The organism is Rhizobacter sp. P1_G5, from assembly GCF_056405435.1.
Genome location: NZ_JBFUCB010000008.1, coordinates 17,240 through 32,780 on the forward strand (window position 1 = coordinate 17,240; position 15,541 = coordinate 32,780).

15 protein-coding genes and 1 pseudogene are annotated in these 15,541 nt (G+C 71.3%); 5 read left to right on the forward strand and 11 right to left on the reverse strand.

Going from position 1 to position 15,541, the window contains the following annotated elements; genetic code table 11:
- Positions 1-60: 60 nt before the first annotated feature.
- From AC1D12_RS01460 to AC1D12_RS01470, 3 genes are read right to left on the reverse strand one after another with little or no spacing between them, the layout of a single operon-like run.
- A complete protein-coding gene (locus tag AC1D12_RS01460; protein ID WP_477838542.1) occupies positions 61-1,581 on the reverse strand; it encodes an ammonium transporter in 1,521 nt (506 codons plus the stop codon).
- 22 nt (positions 1,582-1,603) lie between these two features.
- Positions 1,604-1,942, reverse strand: a complete 339-nt coding sequence (locus AC1D12_RS01465; RefSeq protein ID WP_047509787.1) for a P-II family nitrogen regulator — start codon at positions 1,940-1,942, stop codon at positions 1,604-1,606.
- 49 nt (positions 1,943-1,991) lie between these two features.
- On the reverse strand, positions 1,992-2,729 hold the full coding sequence (locus tag AC1D12_RS01470) for a TorF family putative porin (RefSeq protein WP_047509783.1): 738 nt from the start codon (positions 2,727-2,729) through the stop codon (positions 1,992-1,994).
- A gap of 290 nt (positions 2,730-3,019) precedes the next feature.
- Between AC1D12_RS01470 and AC1D12_RS01475 the strand changes: the two genes are divergently transcribed.
- The 5 genes from AC1D12_RS01475 (at position 3,020) to AC1D12_RS01495 (ending at position 9,370) form a co-directional block, all read left to right on the forward strand.
- Positions 3,020-4,552, forward strand: coding sequence for a YifB family Mg chelatase-like AAA ATPase (locus tag AC1D12_RS01475; protein WP_477838544.1), 1,533 nt, complete (start codon positions 3,020-3,022; stop codon positions 4,550-4,552).
- Between the two features lie 129 nt (positions 4,553-4,681).
- A complete protein-coding gene (locus tag AC1D12_RS01480; RefSeq protein WP_477838546.1) occupies positions 4,682-6,640 on the forward strand; it encodes a secretin GspD/PilQ domain-containing protein in 1,959 nt (652 codons plus the stop codon).
- A 123-nt stretch (positions 6,641-6,763) separates the two neighbouring features.
- Positions 6,764-7,897, forward strand: coding sequence for an ABC transporter substrate-binding protein (locus AC1D12_RS01485; protein ID WP_477838548.1), 1,134 nt, complete (start codon positions 6,764-6,766; stop codon positions 7,895-7,897).
- Between the two features lie 19 nt (positions 7,898-7,916).
- The gene (locus tag AC1D12_RS01490; protein WP_465110424.1) at positions 7,917-9,062 is read left to right on the forward strand and encodes an ABC transporter substrate-binding protein; all 1,146 of its coding nucleotides are present in this window, start codon (positions 7,917-7,919) and stop codon (positions 9,060-9,062) included.
- 11 nt (positions 9,063-9,073) lie between these two features.
- Complete coding sequence (locus AC1D12_RS01495; protein ID WP_477825698.1) at positions 9,074-9,370, forward strand: hypothetical protein; 297 nt, start codon at positions 9,074-9,076, stop codon at positions 9,368-9,370.
- 21 nt (positions 9,371-9,391) lie between these two features.
- Here the strand turns inward: AC1D12_RS01495 and AC1D12_RS01500 are convergent, their stop codons facing one another.
- The 8 genes and pseudogenes from AC1D12_RS01500 to AC1D12_RS01535 form a co-directional block, all read right to left on the reverse strand.
- Complete coding sequence (locus AC1D12_RS01500) at positions 9,392-9,604, reverse strand: hypothetical protein (RefSeq protein ID WP_477838550.1); 213 nt, start codon at positions 9,602-9,604, stop codon at positions 9,392-9,394.
- Positions 9,605-9,672: 68 nt separating this feature from the next.
- Positions 9,673-11,502: a protein-disulfide reductase DsbD gene (gene dsbD, locus AC1D12_RS01505; protein ID WP_477825697.1), complete on the reverse strand. Its 1,830-nt coding sequence runs from the start codon at positions 11,500-11,502 to the stop codon at positions 9,673-9,675.
- 12 nt (positions 11,503-11,514) lie between these two features.
- Entirely contained in the window at positions 11,515-12,651 is a 1,137-nt protein-coding gene (locus tag AC1D12_RS01510) for a DUF3570 domain-containing protein (RefSeq protein WP_477825696.1), read from the reverse strand.
- Positions 12,638-12,862 (reverse strand): DUF4266 domain-containing protein, encoded by a 225-nt coding sequence (locus tag AC1D12_RS01515; protein WP_047509768.1) that lies wholly within the window; start codon positions 12,860-12,862, stop codon positions 12,638-12,640. The genes AC1D12_RS01510 and AC1D12_RS01515 overlap by 14 nt, the downstream gene beginning before the upstream one ends.
- 28 nt (positions 12,863-12,890) lie before the next feature.
- Positions 12,891-13,394 carry a TlpA family protein disulfide reductase gene (locus AC1D12_RS01520; RefSeq protein ID WP_477825695.1) on the reverse strand — a complete coding sequence of 168 codons (504 nt, stop codon included), beginning with the start codon at positions 13,392-13,394 and terminating at the stop codon, positions 12,891-12,893.
- Positions 13,391-13,786 (reverse strand): hypothetical protein, encoded by a 396-nt coding sequence (locus tag AC1D12_RS01525; protein WP_047509764.1) that lies wholly within the window; start codon positions 13,784-13,786, stop codon positions 13,391-13,393. Before AC1D12_RS01525 ends, AC1D12_RS01520 begins: the two co-directional genes overlap by 4 nt.
- Positions 13,783-15,180: a S8 family serine peptidase gene (locus AC1D12_RS01530; RefSeq protein ID WP_477825694.1), complete on the reverse strand. Its 1,398-nt coding sequence runs from the start codon at positions 15,178-15,180 to the stop codon at positions 13,783-13,785. The genes AC1D12_RS01525 and AC1D12_RS01530 overlap by 4 nt, the downstream gene beginning before the upstream one ends.
- Positions 15,177-15,541 (reverse strand): annotated as a pseudogene (locus AC1D12_RS01535) (hypothetical protein); the annotation flags it as partial. The pseudogene AC1D12_RS01535 and the gene AC1D12_RS01530, both read right to left, overlap by 4 nt.

Below are 15,541 nucleotides of genomic sequence, written 5' to 3' on the forward strand. Positions count from 1 at the left end.
CGCCCGGAGGCGGCCTTCCCTGTGTCCCGCGCGGACCGAAGTCCGCGCCTCTTCCCAAAATTACTGGTGATAAGCCGTCTCGCCGTGTGCCGAGATGTCCAGGCCTTCGCGTTCCTCTTCTTCCGTCACGCGCAGGCCGACCACCAGGTCGACGATCTTGAACGCCACCACCGAGACCACGCCCGACCAGACGACGGTCACGAGCACGGCCTTCAGCTGGATCCACACCTGGGCGCCGATGCCGTTGGAGGTGACCGAGGCCGTGACCCAGTCACCGACCAGGCCGGGGCCGCCGAGCGATTGCGTGTTGAACACGCCCGTCAGCAGCGCGCCGACGATGCCGCCGACGCCGTGCACGCCGAACACGTCCAGCGAGTCGTCGGCACCGAGCAGCTTCTTCAGCGCGTTGACGCCCCACAGGCAGGCGAAACCGGCGACGAAGCCGATCACGATCGCGCCCATCAGGCCGACATTGCCGGCCGCCGGCGTGATCGCCACCAGGCCTGCCACCGCACCGGAAGCCGCACCCAGCATCGAGGCCTTGCCCCGCATCAGCGCTTCACCGATCGACCACGCGAGCACCGCGGCCGAGGTGGCCGTGAAGGTGTTCATGAAGGCGAGCACGGCGCTGTTGCCGGCTTCGAGCGCCGACCCGGCGTTGAAGCCGAACCAGCCCACCCACAGCAGCGAGGCACCGACCATCGTCAGCGTCAGCGAGTGCGGCGTGAACGCTTCCTTGCCGTAGCCGACGCGCTTGCCGACCATGTACGCACCCACCAGGCCCGCGACGGCGGCGTTGATGTGCACCACCGTGCCGCCCGCGAAGTCGAGCGCGCCCCATTGCCACAGCAGGCCGGCCTTCGAGTTCATCTCGTCGACGACGCCCGCGGCGCTGTACGCATCCGGGCCCATCCAGAACCAGACCATGTGCGCGATCGGCGCGTAGCTGAAGGTGAACCACAGCGCCATGAACAGCAGCACGGCCGAGAACTTGATGCGCTCGGCGAACGCGCCGACGATCAGGCAGCAGGTGATGCCGGCGAAGGTCGCCTGGAAGGCCGCGAACAGCAGCTCGGGGATGTAGACCCCCTTGCTGAAGGTCGCGCCCATCGCGAACACGCCGGTGGCCGGATCGAAGATGCCCTTCATGAACAGCCGGTCGAGGCCGCCGACGAACTTGTTGCCTTCGGTGAAGGCCAGGCTGTAGCCGTAGATGGTCCACAGCACGACGATCAGCGAGAAGGTGACCATCACCTGCATCAGCACCGACAGCATGTTCTTGCTGCGGACCAGGCCGCCGTAGAACAGCGCCAGGCCCGGCACCGTCATCATGATCACGAGCAGCGTCGCGACGATCATCCAGGCGACGTCGCCCTTGTTGGCGACCGGCACGGCAGGCGCCGATGCGGCCGCTGYAGCGGACGCTGCGGCAGCCGGTGCGGAGGCCGCGTCAACCGCGGCCGCGGGCGCCGCGGCCGAAGCCGTGGCGGCGGGCGCGGAGGCCGCGTCCTGCGCCAGCGAGACGCCGGCGAAGCCCCAGGCAGCGAAGCCCAGGGCGAGTGTGGCAATGAGTTTCTTCATGGTTGTCTCTGTTGTAGTGTGCTCAGAGGGCGTCCTTGCCGGTCTCGCCGGTGCGGATGCGCACCACCTGCTCGAGGGGCGACACGAAAATCTTGCCGTCGCCGATCTTGCCGGTGCGGGCCGCGCCTTCGATGGCTTCGATCACGCGGTCGATCAGGCCGTCGTCGACGGCGGCCTCGATCTTGACCTTCGGCAGGAAGTCGACCACGTACTCCGCACCGCGGTACAGCTCGGTGTGGCCCTTCTGGCGGCCGAAGCCCTTGACCTCGGTCACCGTGATGCCCTGGACGCCGATGGCGCTCAAGGCTTCACGCACTTCGTCGAGCTTGAAGGGCTTGACGATGGCAGTCACCATCTTCATGGAATGCTCCTGTTGGCAATGAATGGGTGGGGCTCGCGCAGGCGCGGGCTCACATCGACTTGGTGATCGTCAGGATGGCGCGCGCCTTGTTGATGTCGCCATAGAAGTCCTTCTTGGTCGCGCCGACGATCGCCGCGCCCGCCGAGAAGCCCGATCCGAGGTCCATCGTCGCGCCGAACTTGTAGTCGGCGTAGTTCTCGTAGCCGACGTCCTTCAGTTCACTCGACAGGCGCGTGAAGCCCATGTGGGCGTTCAGCGTCACGCCCTTGGCGACCTCGAAGTTGCCCGACAGGTCGAGGTAGCCGGTGTTGCGGCCCTTGGGTGCCGGCTGGCCCAGCAGCAGGCCGGCCGATTCGCCGAGGCCGAAGTAGTCCTTCGACACCGTGGTCGAGTACTTCAGCGACACCGGGCCGTAGCTCAGCGCGCCATAGAGCTCGGTGGTGTTGAAGTCGACGACCTTGTCCTTCTGCGAGTAGTAGTACTGCAGCACGCCGACATCGAAGCCGATGTCCTTCGCGATCTCGCCCTTGTAGCCGCCGTAGAAGTCCATCTCGATGCCGGAATTGGTGAACCCGATGCTCGAGTTCCAGTTGCCGACGTAGAAGCCGCTGTTCGCGTAGTCGAAGCCGCCCTGCACGGCCGGCTTGTTGTTGCCCTGGTCCTGGCCACGGTACTTGTAGTTCGTGGTCAGGCTGAAGTTGGTGGCCACGGCCGGCGCGGCGTCTTCGGCATGGACCGACACGGCGAACAGCGATGCCAGGGCCGAAAGGATCACGATCTTCTTCATGCAGATTTCTCCAGGCGTTTGAAACTGAGGGGGCCGGGGCCTCTGTGCAGCTTTTGTGCCATGGACTTTTTGGGGCGTGCGCGCCCCATCGGGGCTCATTCGGCAGCTTTCACGAGGCTGCGCTGCGGAAAACGCACCTCCGCGGTGCCGATTGACACAGCATGCACCCGATTGCCCGCTTCTGGTGCAATTCAGTGGCCGGGCCGGCGACCGGTACAGATGCCCCGTGTCGGAGGATCCCCTCCCTGGGCAGAATCGCGCCCCTCTCATCTGCGAAGCGGGGAAAGCGCATGACATTGGCCGTCGTCCACAGCCGGGCCCTCGATGGCCTGGCGGCACCCGAGGTCACCGTCGAGGTGCACCTGGCCAACGGCCTGCCGAACTTCACGCTGGTCGGGCTGGCCGACACCGAGGTGAAAGAGGCGCGCGAGCGGGTGCGCGCCGCGCTGCAGAACAGCGGCCTGGCCTTCCCGCACAACAAGCGCATCACCGTGAACCTGGCGCCGGCCGACCTGCCGAAGGAGTCGGGCCGCTTCGACCTGCCGATCGCGCTGGGCATCGTCGCGGCGCAGGGCGGGCTGGACCTGCAACGCCTCGCGCGCTTCGAGTTCGCCGGCGAGTTGTCGCTGGCCGGTGACCTGCGGCCGGTGCGCGGCGCGCTGGCAATGGCGCTCGCGCTGCAGACGCAGAGCACACCGGCACGCGCGCTGGTGCTGCCGGCCGCGAATGCCGAAGAGGCCGCGCTGGTGGCCGGCATCGAGATCCACGGCGCGAAGCACCTGCTCGAGCTGGTGCAGGCGCTGCGCCCGGACGACCCCGACGACCCCACGCCGCGCGAGCCGCTGCCGCGCGCACTGCCACCGCGCCCCGGCACGCCGGCGGCGCTGCCCGACCTGCGCGACGTGAAGGGCCAGAGCGGCGCGAAGCGTGCGCTCGAGATCGCCGCGATCGGCGGCCACAGCCTGCTGATGGTCGGCCCGCCGGGCACCGGCAAGTCGATGCTGGCGCAGCGCTTCGCCGGGCTGCTGCCGCCGCTGACGGCACAGGAGGCGCTCGAGTCGGCCGCGGTGCTCAGCATCAGCGGCAGCTTCCGCGCCGAGCGCTGGCGGCAGCGGGTGCTGCGCAGCCCGCACCACGGTGCGTCGGCGGTGGCGCTGGTGGGCGGCGGGTCGCCGCCGCGGCCGGGCGAGATCTCGCTCGCGCACCACGGCGTGCTGTTCCTCGACGAGCTGCCCGAGTTCCCGCGCGCCGCGCTCGAGGCGCTGCGCGAGCCGATGGAGACCGGCCGCATCACGATCTCGCGCGCGGCGCGGCAGGCCGACTTCCCGGCCCAGTTCCAGCTGATCGCGGCGATGAACCCGTGCCCCTGCGGCCACCTGGGCAACCCGCAGCGCGCGTGCCGCTGCTCGCCCGACCTGGTGCTGCGCTACCAGGCCCGCATCAGCGGCCCGCTGCTCGACCGCATCGACCTGCAGGTCGAGGTGCCTGCATTGCCCGCCGAGGCCCTGGCCACCGCGCCCGATGGCGAGCCGAGCGGGCAGATCTGCGGGCGCGTCCAGGACGCGCAGCAGCGTGCGCTGGCACGCCAGGGCTGCCGCAACGCGCAGCTGGCCGGCGATGCGCTCGACCTGCATTGCGCGCTCGACACGGCCGGCGCGGCCTTCCTGCGCGCGGTGTCGACCCGGCTCGGCTGGTCGGCGCGCAGCTTTCACCGCGTGCTGCGGGTGGCACGCAGCATCGCCGACTCGGCAGGCCGTGAGGCCATCGAGAACGCCGACCTCGCCGAGGCCATCCAGTACCGGCGCGCGTTGTCGCCCGGGTGACGGCGCGCCTGAAGCGTGACGGCGCCGACGGCGAAGGACAAGCTTCTTTACCGTGACGCGACAGCGCCGAGACGCAGCACGCGAGGGGCCGCCTTAGCATCGCGGCCCGCATCCGTCGCCCGAGGCCCCATGACCCCGCCGAACCCCCTGAAGTGCGCCGTGTTCGCGCTCGGCGCCGCGTGCGCGCTCTCGATCGGCGTGGCACCGGCCCGGGCGGCACGCGCCGAGCCGGGCGCAACGCTGAACTTCCCCGACACCGACGTGGAGTCCGCGGCGCGCGCGATGGCCGCCATCCTGGGCCGTCCGATCTTCGTCGACCCGCGCGTCAAGGGAAAGCTGTCGCTCTACACCGAGCAGGGCGTGACGCCCGCGCAGGCGTACCAGATCTTCGTGGCCGCGCTGCGCGGGCTCGGGTCCGCGGTGGTCGAGTCGCGCGGCCTGCTGAAGGTGGTGCCCGAGGCCGAGGCCAAGCTGCAGACCGGCGTGGCCGGCGCAGGGCCGGCGCGTGCGCGCGGCGACCAGGTGGTCACGCAGGTGATCCCGCTGGTGCACGAGAACGCCAGCAACCTGGTGCCGGTGCTGCGCCCGCTGATCGCGCCGAACAACACCATCACGGCCAATGCCGGCAACAACACGCTGGTGATCACCGACTATGCCGAGAACCTGGAGCGGCTGCAGACCCTGATCGCCGCGCTCGACACGCCGAGCGCCACCGACGTGGAGGTCATCCCGGTGCACAACGCGATCGCCTCCGACCTGGCCGCGACGGTGCTGCGCATGACGGACGGCGCGGGCCAGGCGGCGGCTGTGCCGGCAGCGGGCGCCAGCGCAGCAGCGGCCACTATCGTCGCCGACCCGCGCCTGAACGCGCTGCTGGTGCGCGCCCCGAACCCCGCCCGCCTGGCCGCGATCCGCGCGCTCGTCGCGCAACTCGACCGGGCCGGCGGCGGCGGCGTTGCCGGCGGCAACATCCATGTCATCTACCTGAAGAATGCCGAGGCGACGCGGCTGGCCACCGTGCTGCGCGCCGCCGCGGCGAACGACGCCGGCCGGGTGTCGGCCACCGGCGGCGGCACCAGCCCGGGCGCGGCACCGATCATGGCGCAGGCGGCCGCGGCCAGCCCCGCCGGAAGCGRTGGCAACGGCGGCAGCTCGTCGGCATCGGCCCAGTCCACCGCGCCGGTCAGCGCCGCCGCGCAGCCGTCGACCGGCGGCTACATCCAGGCCGACCCGGCCGCCAATGCGCTGATCATCACCGCCCCCGAGCCGCTGTTCCGCGAGCTGCGCGCGGTGGTGGAACTGCTCGACACCCGGCGCGCCCAGCTCTACGTCGAATCGCTGGTGGTCGAGGTCGACGCGGCCAAGGCGCTCGACATCGGGCTGCAATGGAAGCAGATCTTCAGCATCAGCCAGRGCAGCCTGAGCACGCTGACGCTGGGCAACGTGGCGTCGGCGCTCGAGTCGATGTCGGGCACCAACATCCTGTCGACCGCCAACGTCGTCACGCTCGACAACGAAGAGGCGAAGATCGTGGTCGGACAGAACGTCCCCTTCGTCACCGGCAGCTACACGTCCGGCAGCAGCGCGAGCCCGTTCCAGACGGTCGAGCGCAAGGACGTGGGCATCACCTTGCGCATCCGCCCGCAGATCGGCCAGAACGGCAGCATCCGCATGACGATCTTCCAGGAGTCGTCGTCGGTGAGTTCGACGGCGACGCCGGGCACCAGCAACGCCGGGCCGGCCACCAACAAGCGCTCGATCGAATCCACCGTGATGGTGAACGACGGCAGGATCGTCGTGCTGGGCGGCCTGATCGAGGACGCCTACGAGAGCGATGCCGGCAAGATCCCGTTCCTCGGCGACATCCCGCTGCTGGGCGGCCTGTTCCGCTACCTGAACCGCACGCGCCGCAAGACCAACCTGGTGGTGTTCCTGCGCCCGCACGTGATGGCCGACGAAGCGGCGCTGGACGCGACGTCGCTGGACCGCTACGACTACATCCGCGCGCGCCAGCGCGAGCTGCCGCAGGACGTGCGCCAGGTGTTGCCGCAGGACGATCTCCCGGTGCTGCCGGCCGCGCAGCCGTGACCTCGGTCACGCTTGCGCCGCCCGCATTCGCCGGTCAGGGCGTGGTCGACGCGCGGTCATGCGGACCGGGCAGGGGTTCCCTACATTCGCGGCTCGTTTGCACCCAGCCCGAGGTTCCCCCCGATGCAGTCTTCCCATCGCCCCCCGGCATCCCTGCTGATGCGCGCCGCCGGCCTGGCCGCGCTGCTGCTGTCGCAAGCGGCCCTGGCCGACATCGTCGTCGGCCAGGTGGCGCCGTTCAGCGGCCCGCAGGCCGTCACCGGCAAGGCCGTGCACGCCGGGGCGCAGCTCTGGTTCGATGCGGTGAATGCGCGCGGCGGCATCAAGGGCCAGCGCATCCGCTTCGTGACGCGCGATGACGCGCAGAAGCCCGACCAGACGGTCCGCCTCGTCAAGGAGCTGATCGAGAAGGAGTCGCCGGTCGCCCTGCTGGGCACCATCGRCACCACCAACCTCGAGGCGCTGGCGGCCGACGGCGTGCTGGTGCGCACGCACGTCGGCATGGTCGGCGCGATCTCCGGCGCCGCCTCGGTGGCGAGCGCCGACGGCATGCTGGTCGTCAAGGCGAGCTACCACGACGAGGTGAACCGGCTGCTGGGCCAGCTGTCGCACCTGGGCATCCGCCGCGTCGGCCTGGTCTACCAGGACGACGGCCTGGGCAAGGACGTGCTGGCCGGCGCGCAGGCGGCCGCAGGCCGCTTCGGCATGACGCTGGTCGCGCGTGCCGGCTACCCGCGCAACACGATCGAGGTGGGCAGCGCAGTCGACCAGATGATCACGGCCGCGCCCGAGGTGGTCGTGCTGGGCGCCACCACCGCGGCCGCCATCGAGTTCACGCGCCGCTACGAGGTCGCCGGCGGCCACGCGCTGCTGTACGGCATGTCGATCATCGACACCGATGCGCTGCTGAAAGCGCTGGGCACGCAACGCGCCCGCGGCTACGCCTTCTCGATCGTGCTGCCGCAGACGTCGCAGCCGAGCCTGTCGATCGTGCGCGAGTACCTGGCCCTGCAGGCCGCGACGCCCAGCCCGGACCTGTCGGCCCGCTCGATGGAAGGCTTCATCGCCGCGAAGGCACTCGTCACGTCGCTGGAGAAGACGCCGCGCATCACGCCCGAGGCCGTCACCGCGACCTTGCGCAGCTCGCCCCCGCTCGACCTGGGCGGCTACGTGCTGGACTTCAGCACGCGCGGGCGCGGCGGCTCGCACTACGTGAACTTCGGCATCTTCGGTATCAACGGCCGCATCGTCCAGTAACCGACAGCCCCTTCCGATCATGCAAGCAGTACACATCCGCCGACACCTCGCCCTGTTCGCCATCGCCTCCTCGTTCGGCCTGGGCAGCCAGGCCGCCGAGCAGGACCTGGTGGGCAACACCGTCCTGCTCGGCCAGTCGGCGCCGTTCAGCGGACCGTCGTCGCAGGTGGCCACCGAGTTCAACCTCGGCGCGCGCACCTACTTCCAGTCCGTCAACGAAGCCGGCGGCGTGAACGGCCGCAAGATCGAGCTGCGCACCAAGGACGACGCCTACGACCCGGCGCGCACCGTGCAGAACACGCACGACCTGATCGAGAAGGATGGCGTGCTCGCGCTGTTCGGCTACATCGGCACCTCGACCACGCTGGCGGCGCTGCCGGTGCTCACCGCCGCGCAGGTGCCGCTGTTCGCGCCGGCCTCGGGCGCCGCCGCGCTGCGCGAACCGTTCAACCGCTACGTCTTCAACCTGCGCGCCGGCTATGCCGAGGAGGCCGAGCACATCGTCGAGCAGCTGAGCGTCACCAACCTGACGCACATCGCGGTGTTCCACCAGAGCGATGCCTTCGGCACCGCCGGCATGGAAGCGGTGGCCCAGGCCGGCAGGAAGCGCAAGCTCGCGATGGGCACCGTGGCGACCATCGCGCGCGACAGCACCGACGTGGCGGCGCCCGCGAAGGCCCTGCTGGCGGCGCACCCCGATGCGGTGGTGCTGGTCAGCTCCTACGCCTCGTGCGCGGCGCTGATCCGGGAGATGCGCAAGGGCGGCTTCAAGGGCCAGTTCGTCAGCCTGTCGTACGTCGGCGGCAAGTCGCTGGCCGACGAGCTGGGCAGCGCCGGCGCCGGCCTGCAGGTCTCGGAAGTGGTGCCGTTCCCGTGGGCGGAGGCGAGCCCGATCCAGCGCGAGTATGCGCAGGCGATGCGCAAGGCCGGCGTGCCGACGCGCAGCTTCCATTCGATGGAGGGCTTCATCGCCGCGAAGACGATGACCGAGGCCCTGCGCCGCGCCGGGCACGCACTGACGCGCGCCAAGCTGATCAGCACGCTGGAAACGATGCACGACTGGGACGCGGGCGGCTACCACGTGACGTTCAGCCCCGAGACCCACAACGGCGGCCACATGGTGGAGATGACGATGCTCGGCTCGGACGGCCGCTTCCTGCACTGACGCGCCCGCGCATGCTGGACGCTGGGTGGGCGACCCCGCCGGAGTTCGACGCCATCCGCTCAGAGCCGGACCTGCGCGCCTTCGTCGAGCGCTTCCGCCTGAAGGCCTTGCGGGCGCATCCGGCTTCGGCGCAGACGCTGGGCGAGTGGAGCGGCGCAATCGACGGCCGCGCGGTGTTCGTGCGCAGCCGCCGCGTCGCGGCACCGCACGGGCCGCGCGGAGCGTGGGTGCAGCAGGTGAGCCTGACGGTCGGCACGGCGGCCGGCGGCCCGCTGTCGGAGCGGACGCTGTACTTCGCCGTGGCGTGAGTTCAGGCGGAGAGCCGCACCTCAGTTCACCCGCGCCGGCGGCAGCGCCGGCATCCTGAACAGGCGTCCGTCGGGCAGCACGACGAAGTGGCAGGTGCTGCCCGGTCGCTCGGTGACGGTCATCGACGCGCTGCGCCACGAGCGCATGTCGGTGGGGTGAGGTTCGCGCAGGTCACGCAGCGTGATGGCGGCGTGGGCTGGCGCGRCATTCGGTGCGGCTTGATATGTGTTCATGTGTTCATTTTGTTGAGCACATGAAAGGAGCCGGCATCACCGGCGAACCGGTGTGCAGCAGTGCGAAATCAGCGCCGCGGGTCGAGGTGTTCGCCGAGGTGCTCACGGAAGCTCGCCGCATCCAGGAAACCCACCACCCGCGCCTCGCTGCGCTCCTCGCCGCCGGGCGGGAAGAACAGCAGCGCCGGCGGCCCGAACAGGCCGTACTTGCGCATCAGGGCCTTGTCCTGCGCGTTGTTGGCCGTCACGTCGACACGCAGCAACGTCATGCCGGCCAGCCGCTCGCGCACCGCGGCGTCGGTGAAGGTCAGCGACTCGAACTCCTTGCAGGCGACGCACCAGTCGGCATACAGGTCGACCATCACCGGCTTCGTCGACGTGCGCACCGCGGCATCGAGCGCCGCCAGGTCGGCCACCGGCTGGAACGGCAGCGCGGCCTCGCGCGTGCCGCTGGCCTGGCCCGACCCGGCGAGGTGCTGCAAGGGCTGCAGCAGGTCGCGCCCGCCGGACGCGATGCCGGCCAATTGCAGCACCGCGAGCACCGCCAGCAGCAGGCCGACGCCGCGCGTCGCCGCGCGCCCCGGCGATGCCGCACCGCCCTCGAACGCGCCGAGGTACACCGCGCTCGCCAGCAGCAGTGCCGCGGCGCCGAGCATCAGCCCCCACGACGGCAGCACCGGCGACACCATCCACAGCGCCACCGCCAGCAGCATCACGCCGAAGAAGTGCTTCACGCGGTCCATCCACCCGCCGGCGCGCGGCAGCAGCGAGCCGGCCGACACACCGACCAGCAGCAGCGGCACGCTCATGCCCGACGCGAGCGCGAACAGCGCGATGCCGCCCAGCCACACGTCGTGCGTGCGGCTGATGTAGACCAGCGCACCGGCCAGCGGCGCCGCGACGCAGGGCCCGACGATCAGCGCCGACAGGCCGCCCATCACGAACACGCCGAGGTATTGCCCGCCCTGCAGCCGGCCCGACACCTCGCTCAGCTTGCTCTGCAGCGCGTTCGGCAGCTGCAGCTCGTAGACGCCGAACATCGACAGCGACAGCCCGGCCAGCAGCAACGCGAAGGCACCCAGCACCCAGGCGTTCTGCAGCGCGGCGGCCAGCCCTTCGCCGAGCAGGCCGGCCGTCATGCCGAACGCGGTGTAGATCAGCGCCATGCCGAGCGAGTACGCGAGCGCCAGCGAGAAGCCGCGCCAGCGCGAGACCGTGCCGCGCTGCCCGACGATGATCGACGACAGGATCGGCAGCATCGGCAGCACGCAGGGCGTGAACGACAGCAGCACACCGGCCAGCAGGAACACGCCGGCCACCGTCAGCAGGCTGCGCGATTGCAGCGCGCTCGCGAAGCGGCCTGTCTCCGGCGCGGCGGGGGTGGCCGTGGCGGGTGCGGCAGCAGGAGCCGTCGACGCGGCAGGCGCAGCCGTGCTGTCCGCATCGGCCACTGCTGCCACGGTCCATCCGCCGGCACCCGGCTTCAGGTCGAACGCGTGCGAAGCCGGCGGGTAGCACAGGCCTTTCTCGGCACAGCCCTGGTGGCCCACGGTGAGGCGGAACGGCGGCGCATCGGCGGCGATGGGCAACACCATCGTGAGCTCGTCGTGGAAGATCTCGACCTCCTTCTGGAAGGTCGGGTCGAACTTGGTCTTGCCGCGCGGGATCGCCACGGCCGCGCCGGCCGCCGTGGCCGGCGCGGCCTGCACGCCCAGGCGCTCGCGGTACAGGTAGTAGCCCGGCGCGATCGCGAAGTGCATCGCGACATGCTGCGCGTCCTGCGCCTGCACGCTCAAGCGGAACGCGGCCTCCGGGTCGAGGAAGTCATCGGCCGCGAAGGCCTGCAGCGGCAGCCAAGCCGCCACCAGCAGCAGCGCTCTGATCAACAAGGTCTTCATCAACGGCCTCCGTCAAAACTGCCGGCTCACGCCGAGCTGCACCGACCGCGCGCGGAACGGCTCCAGGTTCGGCGACCCTTCGCCGCCAGCACGCCAGCTGCCACGCTGTTCGTAGGCCTCGACCTTCGCGTCGACCGTCCACAGCGCGTCGAGCTTGTACTCGGCCTTCAGCCCCAGCGTGAACGCGCCGAACGCCGACAGCCGCTGGTCGCCCGAGTTCAGCTGCCCCGGCGACAGTGCCGGGAACAGCGGCGCACCATTCGCATCGACCTGCGCCCTGGCGTAGAAATCAGCCGCCCCCTGCGTGTGATAGCGCAGCAGCGGCGTCAGCGCGAACTGCCCGCCGAGCGGCTGCACCCACTCGGCCTGCAGCGTGTGGGCCCGCACGCCGTAGCTGTCGCGGTAGGCGCGCCAGCTGCTGCGCAGCGTCGCGCCGAGGTCGGCGACGTGGTGGTTCCAGCGCGCCAGCAGCGTGGCCTGGCGCCGCCGGTCGGGGCGCACGTCGAGGTCCTTGTACGGGTCGTCGAAGTAGCCATGGCCCAGGCTGTGGCTCACATCGATCTGCACCAGGTCGACCGCCGACACCGCCTGCGTGACGCCGAGGATCACGTCGGTGCCGCTGCGCCTGCGGCTGTCGATGCCGGCGTTGCCGCCGTCGGTCGGGTGGATGCGGTCGCGGTTGGCGCCGATGCCGGCATGCCAGGTCGTGTTGTTGTCGTCGCTGGCCCAGCTGCCATTGAACGACAGCGCATCGGAGTCGTAGTCGTGCTCGCGCGAGACGCTCGCGCCGATCGAATACGACGCGCGGTCGAGGTAGTGCGTGACCCGCACGTCGCCGGCGCGGCGCGTCTCGTGCATCGTCGAGGCGCTCGAGACCGCGCTCTGCCAGCGCGGCGTCGCGCCCGACAGCGAATCCAGCACCGCCGTGCCCTCCACCGACCAGCGCGGGCCGAGCGGCGCCAGCAGGTAGAACGACGGCGAGTCGACGGTGATGCGGTGCAGGCCGGGCTGCGAATCTTCGTAGTGCAGGTGCTTCAGCGCGACCAGGCCGTGCTCCGGCGCGCCCTGCGCCTGCGCACTTGCGGCCCACACGCCGGGCAAGGCCAGCGCAGCCAGCACCAGGGCACCGCGTGCGTCAGTTGCAGCCACAGCCGCCCCCTCCCACGCCGTAGCCGCCGGAGGCCGCCTCCTTGCTGGCGTAGATGTGCTGCGCATAGCGCTCGCCGAGCGCATCGCCGGCCATCGTCATCTCGGGYCGCGCGAGCTGGCCCTTTTCCCACGGCTGCGGCGGCGCCCAGGCGGCACAGCCGCCGAGCACGGCCAGGCACAGGCAGCCGGCTGCCCGAAGCATCGGTCGCATCGAAGATCCTTGAATTGAAAAGAGGGAACTACGGGGTCGCGAGCGCCGCAGCGAGCTTGGCCTCCAGCGCCTGCCGCTCGTCGTCGCGGAAGCCCTGGTGCACCGCCAGCACCTCGCCGTTGCGGCCGATCAGCACCGAGGTCGGCATGCCCTTCACGCCGAAGCGCTTCGCCGACGCGCCGGCCGCATCGAACGCGAGGCCGAAGCGCGCGGGCAGCTGCGCGAGGAACGCATCGGCATCGGCCCGCTTCGCATCGAGGTTGATCGCGACGATCTGCAGCCCCTTCGCGCCGTACTTCGCCTGCATCTCGTTCATCCACGGGAACGACTGCCGGCACGGCCCGCACCACGACGCCCAGAAGTCGACGTAGACGAGCTTGCCCTTCAGCGCCGACAACTTCGGCGCGGCGGCCACCGCGGCCGGCAGCTCGACGTCAGGCGCCGGCTGGCCGACCTCGACCGCGAGCGCAGGCAGCGCACCCATCCCACCCGCCGCAAGCAGCGCGGCGGCCATCGTGCGCTGCCAGCTCATACGCAGCTGGCCGTGACTTCGTGGTCGTGCTGGGCGCCGATCGTCGAGGTCACGGTCACCGCCTGCCCGGCCTTCAGCGACTGCAGCTGTGCCGGCGTGAAGGTCACGCTGTGGGCGTGCGACGCGGTGCCCGTGATGTTGTAGGTCTTGTCGGTGGTCGAATCGAGGTCGGCGGCCGCGATGACCAGCACGTGGCCATGGTTGCCGGCGATCGCACCGCCGGACGAGCCGCAGCTCTGCGGGGCCGGACCGGGCGCCGGGGCGGGAGCCGGCCCCGGAGCGGGCGCCGGGCTGCCGCTGTAGTCGCTGCCGCCGCCTCCGCAGGCCTGCAGGAACAGCATCACCGTGCTGCCGGCGGCAGCTCCCAGGAATCCCTTGCGTGTCATCGTCATTGCATCGCTCCTCGTGGTCGTTCATCGACCGGTTCGACAGGCAGGCCCGTCGGCCCGCGGCGGGAAGCACACGGTCCGCGACCGTCCTGCTCCTGTCGGTGTGTGCGGGTGGGAGCGAAAAGAGTTGCAAGCGCTTCGCAGGCATTGATCGAAGCGCCGCTGCGGCTGCGTTCGAGCGCGGTGCGCACCGCAGCCGCGTCCTGCGACGGCGCGGCCTCCAGCAGCAGCGCGGCGACCGCGCTCGCATGCGCGGCCGCGAGCGACGAGCCGGAGCTGTAGTCGTAGCGGCCGCCGGGTTCGAGCGTCAGGATGTCGCGGCCGGGCGCGCGCAGCACCGCGTCGGGTGCGCCCGGCGCCGCCGGGCCGGGGCGGCTGCTGTCGACCGCGATCACGCCGGCGATGCCGGTCGGGAAGCCGTGCGGCCGGCCGTCCGGCGGCATCGCGCCGATCACGATGCGGCCGCGGCCCAGCGCATGGGTCACCAGCCGCGTGAGCAGCGGGTCGTCGGGCCCGCCCAGGCTCAGGTTGATGATGCGGGCCCCGTCGTCGATGCTCGCGCCCAGCGCCTGCGCCAGCGTGAACGAGTTGCAGCGCGCCCCGCCGCCGTCGGCTGCCACGCGCTGCCAGCACGCCTTGTAGACCGACAGCATGGCCTGCGGCGCGATGCCGACGATGCCTTGCCGGTTGTTCGCGACCGCGGCGATCACGCCGGCCACTTCGGTGCCGTGGCGGTCGGCGTCGAAGCGCGCCGCGCTGCCGTCGACGAAGTCGCGCGTCGCCGCGATGCGGCCCTGCAGGTCGGGGTGGGTGGTGTCGACGCCGGTGTCGATCAGCGCGATGCGCACGCCCTGCCCGCGCGCACGCTGGTGCGCATCGACGGCATCGAGCTCGACGAAGCCGCTTTGCAGGTCGACGTACGGATCGTTGTAGGCCGCGCCGGCCGGTGCGTGCGCCGCGTCCGGCAGGCTCAGCGTGTCGAAATCCTGCAACGGCTGCGCCAACTCGACGCGTGGATCGCGCGCCAGCGCGGCCAGCACCTGGTCGCGCTCGGCGCCGGGCGCGATCTCCAGCACCACGCAGTGCACGCGCAGTGCGCTGATCGGCCAGGCGGCGAGTTCGCGCAGCCCGTGCTCGCGCTCGATCGCCTCCAGCACCGCGCGGGCCTCGCTGCCGGCGCCGTAGCGCTGGCTCGCGTTGTAGGTGGCCAGCGTCGAGCCGGCCTGCGGCACGATGCGCTCGCGCGGGTTCGCGACCGCGACGACGATCAGGCGCTGCGGATGCTCGCGCAGCAACGCGGCGTCGGCCGCATCGCGCGGCAGCGCGGCCGGCGGCGCGGCGCACCCGGCCAGCAGCATCGCGCAGCACGCGAGTGCCGCGGCCAGCGCACGGATCATCGCGGGCCGCCGACCGGCTCGACCAGGCGCATGCCGGGCGCCGCCCTCAGCGCGGCCACCTTCGCTGCCACCTGTTCCGCACCCGCATCGCGCGCCTGCAGCGCGAGGCCGTAGGCGCCCGCCGCGTTCGGGCCGTTGACGATCTGCAGCTCGAGCCCGCGCAGCAGCGCCTGCAGCTCGTCGGCCCGCAGACTCGGCGCCGGCACGATGCGCAGCGCGACGCCGGCCGGCTCGCCGGCCGTGGCCGACAGCGTCTGGTAGGCCGCCGGCGATGCATCGCGCCACAGCAAACCGGCGCCCAGCACCGACAGCCCGATGGCCTCGACGACGACGGCCGCGGCCAGCCACGGCACCAGCGGCC

Bases quoted from the DNA above. Each gene is read 5' to 3' on its own strand.
- AC1D12_RS01465 (WP_047509787.1), bottom strand. From the start codon at position 1,942: ATGAAGATGGTGACTGCCATCGTCAAGCCCTTCAAGCTCGACGAAGTG.
- AC1D12_RS01470 (WP_047509783.1), bottom strand. From the start codon at position 2,729: ATGAAGAAGATCGTGATCCTTTCGGCCCTGGCATCGCTGTTCGCCGTG.
- AC1D12_RS01475 (WP_477838544.1), top strand. From the start codon at position 3,020: ATGACATTGGCCGTCGTCCACAGCCGGGCCCTCGATGGCCTGGCGGCA.
- AC1D12_RS01490 (WP_465110424.1), top strand. From the start codon at position 7,917: ATGCAAGCAGTACACATCCGCCGACACCTCGCCCTGTTCGCCATCGCC.
- AC1D12_RS01495 (WP_477825698.1), top strand. From the start codon at position 9,074: ATGCTGGACGCTGGGTGGGCGACCCCGCCGGAGTTCGACGCCATCCGC.
- dsbD (WP_477825697.1), bottom strand. From the start codon at position 11,502: ATGAAGACCTTGTTGATCAGAGCGCTGCTGCTGGTGGCGGCTTGGCTG.
- AC1D12_RS01520 (WP_477825695.1), bottom strand. From the start codon at position 13,394: ATGAGCTGGCAGCGCACGATGGCCGCCGCGCTGCTTGCGGCGGGTGGG.
- AC1D12_RS01525 (WP_047509764.1), bottom strand. From the start codon at position 13,786: ATGACGATGACACGCAAGGGATTCCTGGGAGCTGCCGCCGGCAGCACG.
- AC1D12_RS01530 (WP_477825694.1), bottom strand. From the start codon at position 15,180: ATGATCCGTGCGCTGGCCGCGGCACTCGCGTGCTGCGCGATGCTGCTG.